General features: G+C 61.0%; 16 protein-coding genes. 10 read left to right on the plus strand and 6 right to left on the minus strand.

The genetic code is table 11. The features are described from left to right. Positions 1–58: 58 nt before the first annotated feature. Together ASE80_RS02015 and ASE80_RS02020 are read right to left on the minus strand one after the other, a co-directional pair. Complete coding sequence (locus ASE80_RS02015) at positions 59–1,234, minus strand: M20 aminoacylase family protein (RefSeq protein WP_056857437.1); 1,176 nt, start codon at positions 1,232–1,234, stop codon at positions 59–61. Positions 1,235–1,470: 236 nt separating this feature from the next. Next, a complete protein-coding gene (locus ASE80_RS02020) occupies positions 1,471–1,842 on the minus strand; it encodes a colicin E1 family microcin immunity protein (RefSeq protein ID WP_056857438.1) in 372 nt (123 codons plus the stop codon). A 544-nt stretch (positions 1,843–2,386) separates the two neighbouring features. On the opposite strand from ASE80_RS02020, the gene ASE80_RS02025 reads away from it, so the two are divergent. Next, positions 2,387–2,677, plus strand: coding sequence for a DUF3077 domain-containing protein (locus ASE80_RS02025; protein WP_056857439.1), 291 nt, complete (start codon positions 2,387–2,389; stop codon positions 2,675–2,677). Between the two features lie 385 nt (positions 2,678–3,062). Here the strand turns inward: ASE80_RS02025 and ASE80_RS02030 are convergent, their stop codons facing one another. After that, positions 3,063–3,377 (minus strand): hypothetical protein, encoded by a 315-nt coding sequence (locus ASE80_RS02030; protein WP_056857440.1) that lies wholly within the window; start codon positions 3,375–3,377, stop codon positions 3,063–3,065. Continuing rightward, on the minus strand, positions 3,374–4,456 hold the full coding sequence (locus tag ASE80_RS02035) for a serine hydrolase domain-containing protein (protein ID WP_056857441.1): 1,083 nt from the start codon (positions 4,454–4,456) through the stop codon (positions 3,374–3,376). The genes ASE80_RS02030 and ASE80_RS02035 overlap by 4 nt, the downstream gene beginning before the upstream one ends. A gap of 185 nt (positions 4,457–4,641) precedes the next feature. Between ASE80_RS02035 and olsB the strand changes: the two genes are divergently transcribed. Beyond that, positions 4,642–5,397 (plus strand): L-ornithine N(alpha)-acyltransferase, encoded by a 756-nt coding sequence (gene olsB / locus ASE80_RS02040; RefSeq protein ID WP_056857442.1) that lies wholly within the window; start codon positions 4,642–4,644, stop codon positions 5,395–5,397. Continuing rightward, positions 5,397–6,188 (plus strand): lysophospholipid acyltransferase family protein, encoded by a 792-nt coding sequence (locus ASE80_RS02045; protein WP_056857443.1) that lies wholly within the window; start codon positions 5,397–5,399, stop codon positions 6,186–6,188. Before olsB ends, ASE80_RS02045 begins: the two co-directional genes overlap by 1 nt. 114 nt (positions 6,189–6,302) lie before the next feature. Here ASE80_RS02045 and ASE80_RS02050 read toward each other — a convergent pair whose 3' ends face one another. Then, positions 6,303–6,887 carry an acyl carrier protein phosphodiesterase gene (locus ASE80_RS02050; protein ID WP_056857444.1) on the minus strand — a complete coding sequence of 195 codons (585 nt, stop codon included), beginning with the start codon at positions 6,885–6,887 and terminating at the stop codon, positions 6,303–6,305. A gap of 154 nt (positions 6,888–7,041) precedes the next feature. Between ASE80_RS02050 and ASE80_RS02055 the strand changes: the two genes are divergently transcribed. From ASE80_RS02055 to ASE80_RS02065, 3 genes are read left to right on the plus strand one after another with little or no spacing between them, the layout of a single operon-like run. Continuing rightward, complete coding sequence (locus ASE80_RS02055; protein WP_017137252.1) at positions 7,042–7,368, plus strand: ArsR/SmtB family transcription factor; 327 nt, start codon at positions 7,042–7,044, stop codon at positions 7,366–7,368. A gap of 13 nt (positions 7,369–7,381) precedes the next feature. Beyond that, positions 7,382–8,548 carry an MFS transporter gene (locus tag ASE80_RS02060; RefSeq protein ID WP_056857445.1) on the plus strand — a complete coding sequence of 389 codons (1,167 nt, stop codon included), beginning with the start codon at positions 7,382–7,384 and terminating at the stop codon, positions 8,546–8,548. A 31-nt stretch (positions 8,549–8,579) separates the two neighbouring features. Then, on the plus strand, positions 8,580–9,635 hold the full coding sequence (locus tag ASE80_RS02065) for an alkene reductase (RefSeq protein ID WP_056857446.1): 1,056 nt from the start codon (positions 8,580–8,582) through the stop codon (positions 9,633–9,635). Between the two features lie 358 nt (positions 9,636–9,993). Here the strand turns inward: ASE80_RS02065 and ASE80_RS02070 are convergent, their stop codons facing one another. Beyond that, on the minus strand, positions 9,994–10,626 hold the full coding sequence (locus ASE80_RS02070; RefSeq protein ID WP_056857447.1) for a TetR family transcriptional regulator: 633 nt from the start codon (positions 10,624–10,626) through the stop codon (positions 9,994–9,996). 265 nt (positions 10,627–10,891) lie between these two features. Here ASE80_RS02070 and ASE80_RS02075 point away from each other — a divergent pair, with 265 nt between their 5' ends. The 4 genes from ASE80_RS02075 (at position 10,892) to ASE80_RS02090 (ending at position 18,526) form a co-directional block, all read left to right on the plus strand. Beyond that, positions 10,892–12,046 carry an efflux RND transporter periplasmic adaptor subunit gene (locus ASE80_RS02075; RefSeq protein ID WP_056857448.1) on the plus strand — a complete coding sequence of 385 codons (1,155 nt, stop codon included), beginning with the start codon at positions 10,892–10,894 and terminating at the stop codon, positions 12,044–12,046. Positions 12,047–12,049: 3 nt separating this feature from the next. Beyond that, on the plus strand, positions 12,050–15,211 hold the full coding sequence (locus ASE80_RS02080) for an efflux RND transporter permease subunit (protein WP_056857449.1): 3,162 nt from the start codon (positions 12,050–12,052) through the stop codon (positions 15,209–15,211). Next, positions 15,208–16,665 (plus strand): AdeC/AdeK/OprM family multidrug efflux complex outer membrane factor, encoded by a 1,458-nt coding sequence (adeC, locus tag ASE80_RS02085; RefSeq protein ID WP_056857450.1) that lies wholly within the window; start codon positions 15,208–15,210, stop codon positions 16,663–16,665. Before ASE80_RS02080 ends, adeC begins: the two co-directional genes overlap by 4 nt. A gap of 163 nt (positions 16,666–16,828) precedes the next feature. After that, positions 16,829–18,526: a molecular chaperone HscC gene (locus ASE80_RS02090; RefSeq protein WP_056857451.1), complete on the plus strand. Its 1,698-nt coding sequence runs from the start codon at positions 16,829–16,831 to the stop codon at positions 18,524–18,526. The last annotated feature ends 6 nt before the right edge of the window (positions 18,527–18,532 follow it).

The raw sequence follows: 18,532 nt of genomic DNA on the forward strand, positions 1-18,532 counted from the left end.
AGGAACACTCCATTCAACCGATAAGGGCAAGGGTCCAGCGGCAGAAAAAAAGAGGTCGTCAGGCAGGCTTGAGCCAGCTCTCGGCCAGCGCGCCCCAATAGGCGGCGCCGGTCAGCAGGATGTCGTCGTTAAAGTCATAGGCGGGGTTGTGCACCATCGGCCGCGACACGCCATTGCCGATAAACAGGTAACTGCCGGGGCAGCGTTGCAGCATCCAGGCAAAGTCTTCACTGCCCATCAAGGTGCGAGTGTTGCCGTCTACCGCGTCGGCACCGAGCAAGGCCACGCCGACCTGGCGAGCGAACTCGGTTTCTTCGGCGTGGTTGACCAGTACCGGGTAGGCCGGGCGATGTTCAACCTGCACCGTGCAGCCGAAGCTGGCGGCCTGGGTGTGGATGATGGCGTTGACCCGTTCGAGCATCTGTTCCCTGACCTTGGGGTTCAGTGCACGCAGGCTCAGACGCAACAGCGCGTGCTGAGGTATCACGTTGGCGGCCTGCCCCGCTTGCAGCGCACCGACCGTGACCACGGCGGCTTCCTGGGTGTCGATATTGCGCGCCACCACCGTCTGCAAGGCCATGACCATACTCGCCGCCGCCACCAGCGGGTCCACCGTCAGATGCGGCATGGAACCGTGGCCACCGACGCCTTCCAGCGTCACGGTAAGCAAGTCCTGAGAGGCCATCATCGGCCCGACCCGCAGGCCCAGATGCCCCGCCGGCAAGCCCGGCATATTGTGCATGCCGAACAAGCCGTCACACGGGAAGCGCTCGAGCAAACCATCGGCCAGCATCGCCTCGGCGCCGCCCTGGCCTTCTTCGGCGGGTTGGAAAATCAGGTTCAAGGTGCCGTCAAATTGCCGCGTCGCCGCCAGGTAACGCGCGGCGCCGAGCAACATGGTGGTGTGGCCGTCATGCCCGCAGGCGTGCATGCAACCGGCGTGCTGGCTGGTGTAGGCCGCGCCAGTGTTTTCGATGATGGGCAAGGCGTCCATGTCGGCGCGAATCCCCAGCGTGCGCGAGCTGCTGCCATTGCGCAGCACGCCGACCACACCGGTTTTGCCGATGCCGGTGTGCACCTCGTAGCCCCATTCTTTCAAGGACTGCGCAACGAGCGCGCTGGTGCGGTTTTCTTCAAAGCCGAGTTCGGGATGGGCGTGGATATCGTGGCGCACAGTGTGCAAGTCGCTGGCGACGTCGCTGAGCCAATCCATAATGTGCTGGTGTGGGCGCATGGTGATTCTCCTCACAGGCGGGTGGTCCCGTTCTTGTTGGCGGCACATCGACAGCTAAGCGCGATGTGGGCGCGAGGACAATCAAAGGTGGTTCCACTGGGTGGAACCTGAGGCCGACACCTGATAACCCTGTGGCGAGCAAGCTTGCTTGCGCTGGGGTGCGAAGCGCGCCCAAAACGCGAGGCCCAACAAATAGAAGCTCCGTTCTCCGCAAGCAAAGGCCGCGCGAAGGAACACTATTTTTTCAGGCACAACCACAGTAAATAGACGGCACCAAGCGGAATGGCAAAAACGAAATAAAACATCCACAGCAGTACGTGCCCCCCATAAGATGCGGCGGCCCGTAGTGGATCTGTCGCCCAAAATTCTTTTCCAGTAAAACGAAAGACAACGTTTTCGACTGCACGCCTGGCCAGCGGAAACAACAGCGCATTAACCCCGCAGATCAAGATAATGATCGCGGCCTTATCGCTGGATTTAAAAACAGAGACGCTCATGCAAAAAATAAACAGCGCAATAACGAAGCTTTTTAAATAGTAGTTTTTCTCCAGGCCCATTCGCGTTCTTATCATCCTGAAGTAGTTTTCGGCCTTGCGCCCCAGCGTCATAAGTCTCCTTTCTATGCCTGTTGACGGCCGACGTGAGTGGGGTCGGCCGCGGGCAAGGGTACTACAGGGGGGCGCGCTGGAAACGCGGCACCCGGCAAATTTCAAGGCAACAACCGACACTTCTGCCGCTGCGCATACCCCTGTGGCGAGCAAGCTTGCTTGCGCTGGGGTGCGAAGCGCCCCCAAAAAGCCGGTGGCCGCTGCGCAGTCAAACGGGACGGTGCTCCCTCGTCACACAACGCAGATTGCGGACAGCTATTGGCCACAGGTTGCGACGGCGCGTGCATAGGGTTAACCTCGCCTCCGTCGCTGCTCATCAGTGACCGGGCCTGGAAACCCGATGCTTAAGGACGCTACAGCGTCGTCAAACAATCAGCAGGCGCTTTTTTTATGCCTGCAGTTTGTGCTTTTTGGCGGCTGTACGTGGGAGACCTTCGGGTCTGCCGGGTTCCTTTTGCCTCGGTTTCCAGCCCGCGTACAGTTGCCACCCTTCGCCTGGAAACGTTAGTGGCAGCTCTTTTTGTTCATGCAAAAGGAATCAGTTATGACTAACGCCACATCAGCCGAAACCATCGGCGCCGCCACCTTCGCAGACTGCGGAGAAAACAAAAGCCACCTGAAACTCTTCCGCGTCAACGCCGGAGTTCCGCTCGTAGAAGCCCTTGAACACGCATCCCACGTGCTCTATTACGCAAAAATGCTCGCCCTTGAAGCGGCCATGGACCCCAAGGCGGAGAAGTTTGCATTCGCCTCGCATTACCTGGGCGAAATGGGTAAGGCCATCATCGATGACCTGTTGTTGGCCTTGCAGCCTGGCAGCCCAACCCCGCAGTAAGTCGTTCGCGCCCGGTGCAGTGCATCGGGCGCCTGTTTGTATCTCTATAAATTCCATTGATCAGCACAAATCCAATGTGGGAGCTGGCTTGCCTGCGATAGCGGCCGGTCAGTCAACATCACTGTCGCCTGTGCCGCCGTCATCGCAGCATAGGTATCTACATAACTGCCGGTTAATACATCGCCTGTTGTGGCGAGCAGGCTTGCCCTGCGTTGGGCTGCGCAGCAGCCCCATAGCCAGGCACTGAGTTCTTTCAGAAGGCATTTTCAGTGCCCTTACTGGGGCCGCTGCGCAGCCCAACGCAGGGCAAGCCTGCTCGCCACAGGAGGGCATGTGGGTGCCTTCAAACATTGTCAGCCAGCTCCCACAGAGAATCTTTGGTGCGTCAGGGGTTGAGGCGGCAGCCCTGGCGATCACCCAACCACCGCGCCGTGTGCGTGCGTCCTAAACCGCTTGCCGTGACTTCACTGCGTTCCGGCGAGTCAGTGAACGCGCTGGTCGGCACATACTGCTTCACATACCCCAGGCAATACTCCGCCGGGTTGTTCTCCACATACCGACACGAGCAGTACTCCTTGGCCGTGTACGCCGCGATGATGTCGGGGAAGGCTTGCAGGTTGACGCGTTCGTGCCACACCCAGCCCAGCAGGGCGAGCAACAGCAGCAAAAACACACTGATAAACGGATGACGACGGATCATGGTTGCACCGCCGCCAGTACGCGTTTGAGCAGTTCGTTGTGGCGGTAAGTGCCGTCGCGGTCATCGCCGTAGCGCACGATCACCAGGTGTTCGTCGGGCAGCACATAGAGCGCCTGGCCCCAGTGGCCGAGGGCGGCGAAGGTGTCGGCAGGCGCATCGGGCCAGGGTCTTGGCGCGCCTTGTACGTCGAGGTTAAGCCACCATTGCCCGCCGGGGACGGCTTCGTCCTGGCCGGCCTGGTATTTATCGAATGGCTGGCGGTTGAAGGCCACCCACTCTTTAGGCAGCAACTGCTGCTCTCCCCAACGACCGTCGCGTGCCATCAGCAGGCCGACCCGCGCCAAATCGCGAGCGGTGAGGTAGGCATAGGACGAGGCGACGAAGGTTTCGTCGGCGTCGGTTTCCCAGGTGGCGTTGTGAATGCCCAGGGGCTTGAACAGCGCGTCCCACGGGTAGCTCATATAGGCCTTGTGACCAAGCATGCCTTTAAGGGCGGCGGACAGAATATTGCTGTCGCCACTGGAGTAACGAAAGGCCTGGCCCGGTGCGGCGGCGGCCTCGGTGGCTGCGGCAAACTCGGCCATGTCGCTGCGGCCTCGGGTGTAAAGCATCGCCACCACGGAGGATTTCAGCGGGGCGTATTCGTAGTCTTCCTGCCAGTCCAGGCCTGAGCCCCAGTGCAGCAGGTCGGCCATGCTCACTTTGGGGTGCTGCTTCATTGGCGGGTAAAAACGCGCGGCCGGGTCAGTGAGTTTGAAGCGGTTTTCGCCGTAGGCCACGCCGAGCACGGTGGCCATCAGGCTTTTGCTGACGGACCAGGTCAAGTGCGGGGTGCTGGCGGTGGTGGGCGCGTCGTAGCGTTCGTAGATGATCACGCCATCGCGGATCACCAGCAGCGCATCGGTGCGGATGCCTTTACGAGTGGCGTCGTCACGTGGGGGAAAAGCGTAGGCATTCAGCGCATCGACCGCCGCGCCTTCGAGGGGCGCGCCCTTGGCCCATTCCTTGTCCGGCCAGGTGTCGGCGTGGGCGGCAGCGGTGACTAACAGCAGGGCAACGCACAACAGGCCTCGGACCATGGACGCAAACTCAAGGGGGCTTTCAAGCCCGCGAGCCTAGCCCAGGCGTATGACAGATTTGCGACAGGAACGCCTGTCATCCAAGCGTCACCATAACTTCATGGAGCTGACACCGAGCCTACATAGCCTGAGTTTGGACAAACAAGTCGACCGGCCGGTACGTGGCCGGCACTCGGAGATTCGCCATGACTCAGATCGCCCGCATCAGCGACACCGGCAATGAACGCCGTCTGCAAGCCGAACGCCTGGTTGGCGCCAAGGCTTTGCAGGAAGCCCAGGCCCTGCGTTTCAACGTGTTCAGCGGCGAGTTCAACGCCAAGCTGAAAGGCGCGGAACAGGGTCTGGACATGGATGACTATGATGTTCACTGCAGCCACATCGGCGTGCGGGATTTGAACAGCGGTCGACTGGTGGCCACCACCCGTTTGCTCGACCACCAGGCCGCCAGCACCTTGGGCCGGTTCTACAGCGAAGAAGAATTCAGCCTGCACGGCTTGCTGCACTTGAAGGGCCCGATCCTGGAGATCGGCCGCACCTGCGTCGACCCCGCCTACCGCAACGGCGGCACCATCGCGGTGTTGTGGGGCGAATTGGCCGAAGTCCTCAACCAGGGCGGTTACAGCTACCTGATGGGTTGCGCGAGCATCCCGATGCACGACGGTGGCATCCAGGCCCACGCAATCATGCAGCGCCTGCGCGAACGCTACCTGTGCAACGAACACCTGCGCGCCGAACCAAAAAAACCACTGCCGGCGCTGGACCTGCCGTCCAACGTCATCGCGGAAATGCCGCCGCTGCTCAAAGCCTATATGCGCCTGGGCGCGAAGATCTGCGGCGAGCCGTGCTGGGATGAAGACTTCCAGGTGGCCGACGTGTTCATCCTGCTCAAGCGCGATGAGTTGTGCCCGCGCTACGCCCGCCACTTCAAGGCGGCCATGTGATGAGCCGCCTGCGCATATACGGGCGCATTGCCCGGGTGCTGCTGGTGGTGGCGCTGGGGTTGAGCATGGCCAGTGTGTTTGGCGTATTCGAGCGTTTGCGCATTGCCAACTCGATGGTGCGGCGCCAGCGTTGGTCGCGGTTTTTTATGGCACGGCTGACCAACGCCCTGCCCTTTCGCGTGACGGTACACGGTGAATTGCCGACGCAGCCGATGCTGTGGGTGAGCAATCACGTGTCCTGGACCGACATTCCGCTGCTCGGCGCGGTGGCGCCGATGTCATTTTTGTCCAAAGCCGAAGTGCGCACATGGCCGGTGGCCGGCTGGTTGGCGGCGAAGGCCGGCAGCCTGTTTATCCGCCGTGGTTCGGGCGACAGCCAGTTGATCCGCAAGCAGATGACCCGGCATCTGGAGCAACAGCATCCGCTGCTGATGTTCCCCGAAGGCACCACCACCGACGGGCGCAGCCTGCGTACGTTCCATGGGCGCTTGCTGGCCAGTGCGATTGATGCGGATGTGTCGCTGCAACCGGTGGCGATTCGTTATTTGCGTGATGGGCAGGTGGATGCGTTGGCGCCGTTTATTGGCGATGACGATTTGCTCTCGCACCTGATGCGTCTGTTCAGTAATGACCAGGGTGATGTGGAGATTCATGTGCTCCAGCCGATTGCCTGTGCCGGGCAGGAACGTGCGGCGCTGGCGTATCAGGCGCAGCAGGCGGTGCAGAAGGCGTTGTTTGGGCCGGTGCCGGAGGTTGAGCAAGTGGCGGCTCGGCCTGCATTTGCGGCCTGAACACACTTTAGAATGTGGGAGCTGGCTTGCCTGCGATAGCAGTCTGTCAGTTGAAAGAGATGTGGCTGACCCACCGCTATCGCAGGCAAGCCAGCTCCCACATTTAGATCTCAGTTAGATTTCAGTCATCAGTTGAGCTTGGGCAAACTTCTGCAACTCGGGATAGAACAACCGAAAATCCTCGCTCAGCGGCTCATACAACACCCGCAACTCCTGCATCGCATGCCCCAGCTCCTGTGGCTGGGTGAGCCGCCGCGAAATCCCGCGCAACACCTGCTCCATCACCGCGAACTCACGGTATGAGCCCAGCCAATCATCCGCCGCCATATACGGCGCAATCTGCGCCAGCCGCCCCGGCAACTGCGGCTCGGCCGCCAGCACGCGGTACACCTGCGCGGTGAAGCGCTCCAGCGGTTGGTCGGCGTACAGCGCCCAATCCCGCGCCAGGCAGTGGTCGAAAAACACATCGAGGACAATCCCGGCGTAGCGCTTGCGGGTCAGGCTGAAGCGTGACAACGCCTCACCCACCAGCGGGTGGCTGTCGGTAAAGCGGTCGATCGAGCGGTGCAGCTGAATCGCCGACTCGATTTGCGGGCTGAACTGGCCTTGCAGGCGGCCTTTTACAAAGTCGCCATACAGGCTGCCGAGCAATTGAGCAGGAAGTTGGCCGCCCAGGTGCAGATGTGCGAGATAATTCATGCCGCGCAGTCTACCACTGCCGATTACGTATCGTTATAACCCGATATACCGAAATAGCCTGATCTCAGATCAAAATCATATTGGTATATCGGGATAGACCGATTTAAAGTTCGCCTCATCGCGATATAACGCTGTACGAAACCGAGCAACCGCCATGTCCATCGACCTCGACGAAATAATAAAAGCCCTGGCACACCCAGTACGACGAGACATCCTCACCTGGCTGAAAGACCCGAAGGTGCAGTTCCCCGAGCAGGTGCACAACCACGAATACGGCATTTGTGCCGGGCAGATCGACCAGCGTTGCGGCTTGTCCCAGTCGACCGTGTCGGCGCACCTGGCCACCTTGCAACGCGCCGGGTTGATCAGCAGCCAAAAGGCCGGGCAGTGGCATTTTTTCAAACGCAACGAGGCAACCATCCAGGCCTTCCTCGCGGCGCTCATCACCGAACTCAGTGCTGACGAAAACGCAGCGCTGTAACAAGGAAACGCCAATGCCCCTCTCGCTACTCATACTGGCCCTCAGCGCCTTCGCCATCGGCACCACCGAGTTCGTCATCATGGGCTTGCTGCCCGATGTGGCGGCGGACCTGGGCGTGTCGATCCCCGGCGCCGGCTGGCTGGTCACCGGCTACGCCCTGGGCGTGGCGATTGGCGCGCCGTTCATGGCACTGGCCACCGCCAAGCTGCCACGCAAGGCCGCCCTGGTAGCGTTGATGGGCATCTTTATTGTCGGCAACCTGCTCTGCGCCCTGGCCAGTGACTACAACGTGCTGATGTTTGCCCGTGTGGTCACCGCGCTGTGCCACGGTGCGTTCTTCGGGATCGGTTCGGTGGTAGCGGCCAACCTGGTGCCGGCCAACAAACGGGCTTCGGCCGTGGCCTTGATGTTCACCGGTTTGACCCTGGCCAACGTGCTCGGCGTGCCGCTGGGTACCGCACTGGGACAGGAAGCCGGCTGGCGCTCGACCTTTTGGGCGGTGACGGTGATTGGCGTAGTCGCCTTGATCGGTCTGATCCGCTTCCTGCCGGCCAAGCGTGACGAAGAAAAACTCGACATGCGCGCCGAACTGGCCGCGCTCAAGGGCGCCGGCATCTGGCTGTCGCTGACCATGACTGCGTTGTTCGCCGCGTCCATGTTCACCCTCTTTACTTACGTCGCACCGCTGCTCGGCGATGTCACCGGCGTGTCGCCCAAAGGCGTGACCTGGACCCTGCTGCTGATCGGCCTGGGGCTTACCGTCGGCAACATCATCGGCGGCAAGCTGGCGGACAAACGCCTGGCCGCCACCCTGATCGGCGTGTTCATCAGCATGGCAGTGGTCTCCACGGTGTTGACCTGGACCAGCGTCGCGGTGATCCCGACGGAAATCACCCTGTTCCTGTGGGCCACCGCTTCGTTCGCCGCCGTACCGGCGCTGCAAATCAACGTGGTGACCTTCGGCAAGGCCGCTCCAAACCTGGTGTCCACCTTGAATATCGGCGCCTTCAACATCGGCAACGCGCTCGGCGCCTGGGTCGGCGGCAGCGTGATTGCCCACGGTTTCGGCCTGACCAGCGTGCCTTTGGCCGCGGCGGCCCTGGCGATTCTGGCCCTGCTGGTGACCCTGATTACTTTTCGTCAGAGCGGCGATGCCGACCTGGCCCCTGCGACCCACTGATCAATCCACTTAAAGAGAAGGGTGTTTTCCCATGACGACTATTTTCGATCCGATCAAACTGGGCGACCTGCAATTGTCCAACCGCATCATCATGGCGCCGCTGACCCGCTGCCGCGCCGATGAAGGCCGCGTACCCAACGCGCTGATGGCCGAGTACTACGTGCAACGCGCTTCCGCCGGGCTGATCTTAAGCGAAGCCACCTCCGTGACGCCGCTGGGCGTTGGCTACCCGGACACACCGGGTATCTGGTCCAACGACCAGGTTCGCGGCTGGGCCAATGTAACCAAGGCTATACACGGCGCGGGCGGCAAGATTTTCCTGCAATTGTGGCACGTGGGCCGTATCTCCCATGAGTCGTACCTCAACGGCGAAACCCCGGTGGCACCGAGCGCCATCCAGCCTAAAGGCCACGTCAGCCTGGTTCGCCCGCTGGCCGACTACCCGACGCCACGCGCCCTGGAAACCGCTGAAATCGCCGACATCGTTGACGCTTACCGCGTCGGCGCTGAAAACGCCAAGGCCGCAGGCTTTGACGGCGTGGAAATCCATGGCGCCAACGGCTACCTGCTCGACCAGTTCCTGCAAAGCAGCACCAACCATCGCACCGACAACTACGGTGGCTCCCTGGAAAACCGTGCTCGCCTGCTGCTGGAAGTGACCGACGCCGCCATTGAAGTCTGGGGCGCCGGCCGTGTGGGTGTGCATTTGGCACCACGCGCCGACTCCCACGACATGGGCGACGACAATTTGGCGGAAACCTTCACCTACGTCGCCAGCGAGCTGGGCAAGCGTGGCATCGCCTTCATCTGCTCCCGTGAAAAAGAAGCCGGCGACAGCCTCGGTCCACAACTGAAAAAAGCCTTCGGTGGCCCGTACATCGCCAACGAGCGCTTCACCAAAGACAGCGCCAACGCCTGGCTGGCGGCCGGCAAGGCCGATGCAGTAGCCTTCGGCGTGCCATTCATTGCCAACCCGGACCTGCCGGCGCGGTTGAAGGCCGATGCGCCGTTGAACGAACCGCACCCGGAAACCTTCTACGGCAAAGGCCCAGTGGGTTACATCGACTACCCCACGCTGGCGCTGTAATGTAATTCGCTGAAACGAAAAAGCCCCGGCTCGCAAGAACCGGGGCTTTTTTTCGGCTGATTGATCATTCCCACGCTCTGCGTGGGAATGCCGCCCTGGACGCTCTGCGTCTGCCCCTAAAGCGTGACGCGGAGCGTCACAGGATGCATTCCCACGCGGAGCGTGGGAACGATCGCACAGTAGCTGGGAAACACTCCTTCACAGCCTTGCAACAAAATCGCTACAAAATACTTAGGCGGCTACCTATCAACCGCCCGCCAGCCCGTATATAAAGTCACCCCGCAAATCCTGCGAAGGGACGATTGACTGTCTCTGGACTTTACTGTTGACACAACTGGATGCAATTACGCATTTTGTCTTAATTGCGCAGGCTGGGGCTCAAGCGCAGCATGTCCAGCCCTGCGTCCACCCAGCGTTCAGCGTCCTGATGCAGTTGGAAGCTGTCGGGTACCAACAGCCACTGGCCAATCAAGCCGTGGATGTAAGCATGAATGCACACCGCGCCCCGCGTGGTGTCGAGGTTTTCCGGAAGTTGCCCGCGATGGACCGCGTTGCGCAGTGTCAGGCCGATGCGCAGGTTGCATTCCAGGCTGTGGGTCTGGCGTTGGCGCCGCATGTCGCACATTTCATCGGTGAACTCGCACTTATGAAACAGGATTTCGTTGATGCGCCGGGTTTTCGGGTCCAGGGCCACTTGATGATAAAGATGGATCAACAGCTTGCGCATACAGCCCAGCGGGTCGACTTCATCCTCGCTTTCACTGGCCCGGGCCAGTTCGTCCAGGGGTTCGTGCAGCGTGTCGAGCAGTGCCTGGAGCAAATCGGACTTGTTACTGAAATGCCAATAAATAGCCCCGCGCGTCACTCCGGCCAATGCGGCGATGTCCGCCAGCGTGGTGCGGGCCACTCCGCGTTGATAAAAGGCTTGCTCGGCGGCGTCGAGAATCTGGCTGCGCGTTTCCTGAGCTTCCTCTTTGGTGCGACGAACCATGGCAGTAAAACCTCAATCAGGACACTGTGGATGGTGCTTGAGCATCATCTGAATAATTGTGGGACGACGTCGTCTTGGGCGCCGAACGTACTAAAATCGAGGCTTTGGCGGATGCTTTGTCAACAATCCGCGAAACCTGTCAAGAGTTTACAAACAACCGTGAACGTAAGTATATTGCGTAGCAAGCTACTTATCCACTCACGGCTTGTTTTTTACCCTTCCACACTTCTTGTGCGCACTCTGCGCGCCTGACCCGAGGATCTTCATGCAACTTAAGCCAGCTGTTACCGCTCTGGTCACTGCCGTCGCCCTGGCATCGCTGCTCAGCGGATGTAAAAAGGAAGAAGCGGCTCCGCCCGCTCAAACCCCTCAGGTCGGCGTGGTCACCATTCAACCGCAAGCCTTCACCCTGACGTCCGAATTGCCAGGCCGCACCACCGCCTACCGCATCGCGGAAGTTCGTCCCCAGGTGAACGGCATCATTCTCAAGCGCCTGTTCAAGGAAGGCGCCGACGTGAAGGAAGGGCAACAGCTCTACCAGATCGACCCGTCGGTGTATGACGCCACCCTCAAAAGCGCACAAGCGAAACTGACCCAGACCAAGTCCATCACCGACCGCTACAAGCAATTGGTCGATGAGCAAGCCGTCAGCCGTCAGGAATACGACACCGCCGTGGCCAACCGCATGACGTCTGAAGCCGACGTGCAAACCGCCCAGATCAACGTGCGCTACACCAAAGTGTTCGCGCCGATCTCCGGGCGTATTGGTCGTTCTTCGGTCACCGAAGGCGCGCTGGTCAGCAATGGCCAGGCCGATGCCATGGCCGTGATTCAGCAACTGGACCCGATCTACGTCGACGTCACCCAGTCTTCGGCGGAAATGCTGAAACTGCGCCGCGACCTGGAAAGCGGCCAGCTGGAGAAAGCCGGCGAAAACGCGGCCAAGGTCAAGCTGACCCTGGAAGACGGCAGTGACTATGGCCAGGTCGGCAAGCTGGAGTTCTCCGAAGTGTCGGTTGACCAGACTACCGGCTCCGTGACCCTGCGCGCCGTATTCCCCAACCCTGACCACACCCTGCTGCCGGGCATGTTCGTGCACGCCCAACTGCAAGCCGGTGTGAACAGCAAGGCCATCCTGGCACCGCAGCAAGGCGTGACCCGTGACCTCAAGGGCACACCAACGGCGCTTATCGTCAACGCCGACAACAAGGTCGAGCAGCGCGAACTGGTAGCCAACCGTACGTACGGCGCCTACTGGCTGGTGGAAAAAGGCCTGAACGCCGGCGACCGTGTGATCACCGAAGGCTTGCAGTACGTCAAGCCGGGCGTCGAGGTCAAGGTCAAGCCGGCCGACAACGCCAAGCCTGCTGACGCTGGCAGTGCTGCTGCTCCTGCTGCCGCTGCTGGCAAAGGGGAGTAATCCATGTCGAAATTTTTTATCGACCGTCCCATTTTCGCCTGGGTTATCGCCCTGGTGATCATGCTGGTCGGGGCACTTTCGATCATGAAGTTGCCCATCAACCAATACCCGGCCATCGCGCCAACCGCCATCGACATCCAGGTGACCTACCCAGGCGCGTCCGCACAAACCGTGCAGGACACCGTGGTGCAGGTTATCGAGCAACAGCTCAACGGTATCGACAACCTGCGTTATGTTTCCTCGGACAGTAACTCCGACGGCAGCATGACCATCACCGTGACGTTCAACCAGGGTACCAACCCGGATATTGCCCAGGTTCAGGTGCAAAACAAGCTGAACCTGGCGACCCCACTGCTGCCGCAAGAAGTGCAGCAGCAGGGTATCCGCGTGACCAAGTCGGTGAAGAACTTCCTGATGGTGATCGGTCTGGTGTCCGAAGACGGCAGCATGACCAAGGACGACCTGTCCAACTACATCGTGTCCAATATCCAGGACCCGATTTCCCGTACGGCGGGTGTCGGTGACTTTCAGGTGTTCGGTTCGCAGTACGCCATGCGTATCTGGCTGGACCCGGCCAAGCTGAACAACTACCAGCTCACGCCGGTGGATGTCAGCACCGCGATCTCCGCGCAGAACGTACAGGTCGCTACCGGCCAACTGGGCGGCCTGCCTGCCCTGCCCGGCACGCAGCTGAACGCCACCATCATTGGCAAGACCCGCCTGCAGACAGCTGAGCAGTTCGGCAACATTCTGATGAAGGTCAATACCGACGGCTCACAGGTGCGCCTGAAAGATGTCGCCCGTATTGAGCTTGGTGGTCAGAACTACAGCATCGCTGCGCAGTTCAACGGCAAGCCGGCTTCCGGTATGGCGATCAAGCTGGCTTCGGGCGCCAACGCCCTGGACACCGGCAAGGCCATCCGCGCCACCGTGGCGTCGCTGGAACCGTTCTTCCCGCCTGGCATGAAGGCGGTGGTGCCGTATGACACCACCCCAGTTGTTACCGAATCGATCTCCGGGGTAGTCGACACCCTGGTCGAAGCGATCGTGCTGGTGTTCCTGGTGATGTTCCTGTTCCTGCAGAACTTCCGCGCCACCATCATCACCACCATGACCGTACCGGTCGTACTGTTGGGTACCTTCGGGATCCTGGCGGCGTTCGGTTTCACCATCAACACCCTGACCATGTTCGGCATGATCCTGGCCATCGGCCTGCTGGTGGACGATGCCATCGTGGTGGTGGAAAACGTCGAACGGGTAATGGCTGAGGAACACTTGTCGCCCAAAGAGGCGACGGTCAAGTCCATGGGCCAGATCCAGGGCGCCCTGGTGGGTATTGCCCTGGTACTGTCGGCGGTTCTGTTGCCGATGGCGTTCTTCGGTGGCTCCACCGGTGTGATTTACAAACAGTTCTCCATCACCATCGTTTCGGCCATGGCGTTGTCGGTACTGGTTGCGCTGATCTTCACCCCGGCATTGTGCGCCACCATGCTCAAGCCGATCGATCCGGAAAAGCACGGCCAACCCAAGCGTGGTTTCTTCGGCTGGTTCAACCGCACCTTCGACCGTGGCGTACTGAGCTACGAGCGCGGCGTGGGCAACATGATCAGGCACAAGATTCCTGCGTTCCTGGTGTACGCGCTGATCTTCGCCGGCATGATCTGGCTGTTTATGCGCATTCCTGCGGCGTTCCTGCCCGATGAAGACCAGGGCGTGATCTTTGCTCAGGTGCAGACGCCGGTCGGTTCCACGGCTGAGCGTACGCAAAAAGTCATCGACGACATGCGTGCGTACCTGCTCAACGACAAGGAAGGCGAACCAGGCGAAGGCAAAGGCGTGAAATCGGTGTTTACCGTAAACGGCTTCAACTTCGCCGGTCGTGGCCAAAGCTCGGGCCTGGCATTTGTGATGCTCAAGCCGTGGGACGAACGTGACGCCTCCAACTCGGTGTTCGAGATCGCCAAGCGCGCCCAGGGCTACTTCATGCAGACCTTCAAGGACGCCATGGTATTTGCCATCGTGCCGCCGTCTGTACTGGAACTGGGTAACGCCACCGGCTTCGACGTGTTCCTGCAAGACCAGGGCGGTGTCGGCCACGATAAATTGATGGCGGCGCGTAACCAGTTCCTCGGTATGGCAGCACAGAGCAAGATTCTGGCAGGCGTGCGCCCCAACGGCGTGAACGATGAGCCGCAGTACGAACTCACCGTCGACGACGAGAAGGCCAGCGCCCAGGGCATCACCCTGTCGAACATCAACCAGACCCTGGCGATTGCCTTGGGTGGCAGCTACGTCAACGACTTCATCGACCGCGGTCGGGTGAAGAAGGTGTATGTGCAAGGTGACGCCGCCAGCCGTATGTCGCCTGAAGACCTGGACAAATGGTACGTGCGCAGCGACTCCGGGAAGATGGTGCCGTTGTCCTCCATCGCATCGGGCAAGTGGATTTACGGTTCGCCGAAACTGTCGCGCTACAACGGTGTAGCGGCGATGGAAATCCTCGGCACCCCGGCGCCGGGCTACAGTACCGGTGACGCCATGACCGAAGTCGAGCGTATTGCCAAGCAACTGCCGGCAGGTATCGGCTATGCATGGACCGGCCTGTCGTATGAAGAACGTCTGTCCGGCTCCCAGGCGCCAGCGCTGTACGCCTTGTCGCTGCTGGTGGTGTTCCTCTGCCTCGCGGCACTGTACGAAAGCTGGTCGATCCCGATCGCGGTCATCCTGGTAGTGCCCCTGGGGGTTGTGGGCGCATTGATGGCGACCAGCTTGCGCGGGTTGTCCAACGACGTGTTCTTCCAGGTGGGCCTGTTGGTGACGGTGGGCCTGGCGGCGAAAAACGCCATCCTGATCGTGGAGTTTGCCAAAGAGCTCCACGAACAAGGCAAAGGCATCGTCGAGGCGGCCATCGAAGCGTCCCGCATGCGTCTGCGGCCGATCATCATGACCTCCATGGCGTTCGTCCTCGGCGTATTGCCACTGGCAATCTCCACCGGCGCGGGCTCTGGCAGCCAGCACGCAATCGGTACCGGCGTAATTGGCGGTATGATCACCGCGACCGTCCTGGCGATTTTCTGGGTACCCTTGTTCTTCGCGACCGTGTCGGCTGCGGGCGAACGCAAAAAGAAAGACACTACTGAAACTCCTAAAGAGGCTGGCCAATGAGCAAGTCGCTACTTTCCTTAGCCGTCACTGCATTCGTGCTCAGTGGCTGCTCGCTGATCCCTGACTACCAGCGCCCTGAAGCGCCGGTAGCAGCCCAGTTCCCGCAGGGGCCGGCGTACTCGTCGGCCCAGGCGCCGGGCCAGGCCGCTGCCGAGCAAGGCTGGAAGCAGTTTTTCCATGACCCTGCCCTGCAACAGTTGATCCAGACCGCGTTGCTGAACAACCGTGACCTGCGTGTCGCGGCGCTGAACATCGACGCCTATGCGGCGCAGTACCAGATCCAGCGTGCCGACCTGTTCCCGGCGGTTTCGGCCACCGGCAGCGGCAGCCGCCAGCGCACCCCGGCCAAGCTGTCGCAGTCTGGCGAAGCCGGCATCACCAGCCAATATTCGGCTGGCCTGGGCATCAGCTCGTATGAGCTGGACCTGTTCGGTCGCGTGCGCAGCCTCAGTGAAGAAGCCTTGCAAAAGTACTTCGCCACTGAAGAAGCGCGGCGCAGCACCCAGATCAGCCTGGTGGCCAGTGTGGCGAATGCCTACCTGACCTGGCAGGCCGACAAGGAACTGCTCAAGCTGACCCAGGACACCCTCGGCGCGTTCGAGCAGAGCTTCAAGCTGACCTCGCGCAGCAACGAAGTCGGCGTGGCCTCGGCCCTCGACTTGAGCCAGGCACGCACCTCGGTGGAAAACGCCCGTGTTCAATTGGCGCGCTACACGCGCCAGGTGGCCCAGGACGAAAACAACCTGACCCTGTTGCTGGGCACCGGCCTGCCGGCCAATATCGCCAGCAAGCCGCTGTCGGATGACCTGCTCAGCGAAGTGCCGGCCGGGTTGCCATCCGACCTGCTGCAACGTCGCCCTGACATTGTGCAGGCCGAGTACAACCTCAAGGCCGCCAACGCCAACATCGGCGCGGCCCGTGCTGCGTTCTTCCCGAGCATCAGCCTGACCGCCAGCGCCGGTACCGCCAGCCCTACCCTGGGTGGCCTGTTCAAAGGCGGTTCGGGCACCTGGTCGTTTGCTCCGCAGATCAACATCCCGATCTTCAACGCCGGTAGCCTGCGCGCAAGCCTGGACTACTCGAAGATCCAGAAAGAGATCAACGTGGCCAACTACGAGAAGGCCATCCAGACCGGCTTCCAGGAAGTCTCCGACGGCCTTGCCGCCCGTGAGACCTACAAGCAGCAGCTGGATGCCCAACGTGGCTTTGTCGCGGCCAACCAGGATTACTACCGCCTGGCCGAGCGTCGCTACCGCATTGGTGTCGACAGCAACCTGACCTTCCTCGACGCCCAGCGCCAACTGTTCAGTGCCCAGCAATCGCTGATCACCGACCGCCTGGCGCAGCTCAACAGCGAGGTCAACCTGTACAAGGCCCTCGGCGGTGGCTGGAACGAGCAGACGGCCAAGAATGAGCCGTTGAAAGAAGAAGCACCGGCGCTGAAGTTGTTCTGATCGCGCTGATGTAGATGAAACCGCTTCCCTTACCGGAAGCGGTTTTTTTTGCCATGTCACTGACCCGTGCGAATCAAAGGTGGGCGCTGGCTTGCCTTCCCTTCAACCTTTCAGGGTAAGATTGGTAACAGATTCTTACAGACCACAGAGGGAGCTTGTCGTAATGATCGTAGGCATCGACCTGGGGACGACCAATAGCCTGGCCGCCGTGTGGCGCGGCGATGCCGCCGAAATGGTGCCCAATGCCCTTGGCCAATTGCTGACCCCAAGCGTGGTCGGCCTGGATGATCAAGGCCGTATCCTGGTGGGCCAAGCCGCCAAGGAACGCCTGCATACTCACCCGCACCTGACCACGTCGCTGTTCAAGCGCTACATGGGCAGTGCCACCGAAGTGCGCCTGGGCGACCGCTCGTTCCGCCCCGAAGAGCTGTCGGCGCTGGTCCTCAAAAGCCTCAAAGAAGACATCGAGCGCACCTATGGCCAAACCGTCACCGAAGCGGTGATCAGCGTGCCCGCCTACTTCAGCGACGGCCAGCGCAAAGCCACGCGCATTGCCGGTGAACTGGCCGGGCTCAATGTTGAAAAACTGATCAACGAACCCACCGCCGCCGCCTTGGCTTATGGCTTGCACCAGCGTGACAAGGAAACCTCGTTCCTGGTTTTCGACCTCGGCGGCGGCACCTTTGACGTGTCGATCATCGAGCTGTTCGACGGTGTGATGGAAGTACGCGCCAGCGCCGGCGACAACTTCCTGGGCGGCGAAGACTTCGACACGTTGTTGCTGGAACACTTCGTCGACAGCCAGCGCAATGCCCAGGGTTTCCCGCCCACCCGCAGTGTGTTGCAAGCCCTGCGCCGCGAAGCCGAGCGCGTGCGCAAAGCCTTGGGCCAGGACGACAGTGCCGAGTTCGCCCTGCGTGTCGATGGCCAACAGTGGGTCACAACCATCACCCAGGCCGAACTCGCCAAGCTCTACACGCCCCTGTTGGAACGCCTGCGCGCACCGATTGAACGCGCCCTGCGCGACGCACGCATTCGGGTCGGTGACCTCGATGAAATCCTGCTGGTCGGCGGCACCACGCGCATGCCGCTGGTGCGCAAACTGGCCGCAGGTTTGTTCGGGCGTTTCCCGTCCATCAGCCTCGACCCGGACCAGGTGGTCGCCCACGGCGCGGCGATCCAGGCCGCGCTCAAGGCCCGCTCGGCGGCGCTGGAGGAAGTCGTGCTGACCGACGTCTGCCCCTACACCCTGGGTATCGAAACCTCTAACCAGTACGGCGGCCATATCGAAAGCGGGCATTACCTGCCGCTGATCGAACGCAACAGCAGCGTGCCGGTGAGCCGGGTCAAAAGCGTGGTCACGCTCTACGACGACCAGCCCCGCGTACTGCTGAAAATCTACCAGGGCGAAAGCCGCCTGGTGAAAGACAACATCGAACTGGGCCAGCTGGAAATCCCCGTGCCCAAGCGCAAGGCTGGCGAAGTCTCGCTGGACGTGCGCTTCACCTACGACAACAACGGTTTGCTCGAAGCCCAGGTGAACATTCCGCTGACCGGCGAACAGCACTCGCTGGTGATCGAAAACAATCCTGGCGTGCTCAGCCCGCAAGAGATCCAGCAACGCCTGCAAGCGTTGGCATTGTTGAAAATTCACCCGCGCGACCAGCAGGTCAACACCGTGCTGACCGCCCGCCTCGAGCGGCTCTACCAGGAAAGCCTGGGCGAGCTGCGCGAGCAGCTCGGACACTGGGCCGCGCAGTTCCAGCAAGTGCTCGAGACCCAGGACGAGCGCCGCATCCGTGAGGCCCGCAGCGAACTGACCCGACAACTTGAGCAACTCGATAACGGGTTCTGGCGCTGAAGGAAA

It is taken from the genome of Pseudomonas sp. Leaf15 (assembly GCF_001421425.1).
In the GTDB taxonomy this organism is placed as follows: Bacteria; Pseudomonadota; Gammaproteobacteria; order Pseudomonadales; family Pseudomonadaceae; genus Aquipseudomonas; species Aquipseudomonas salomonii.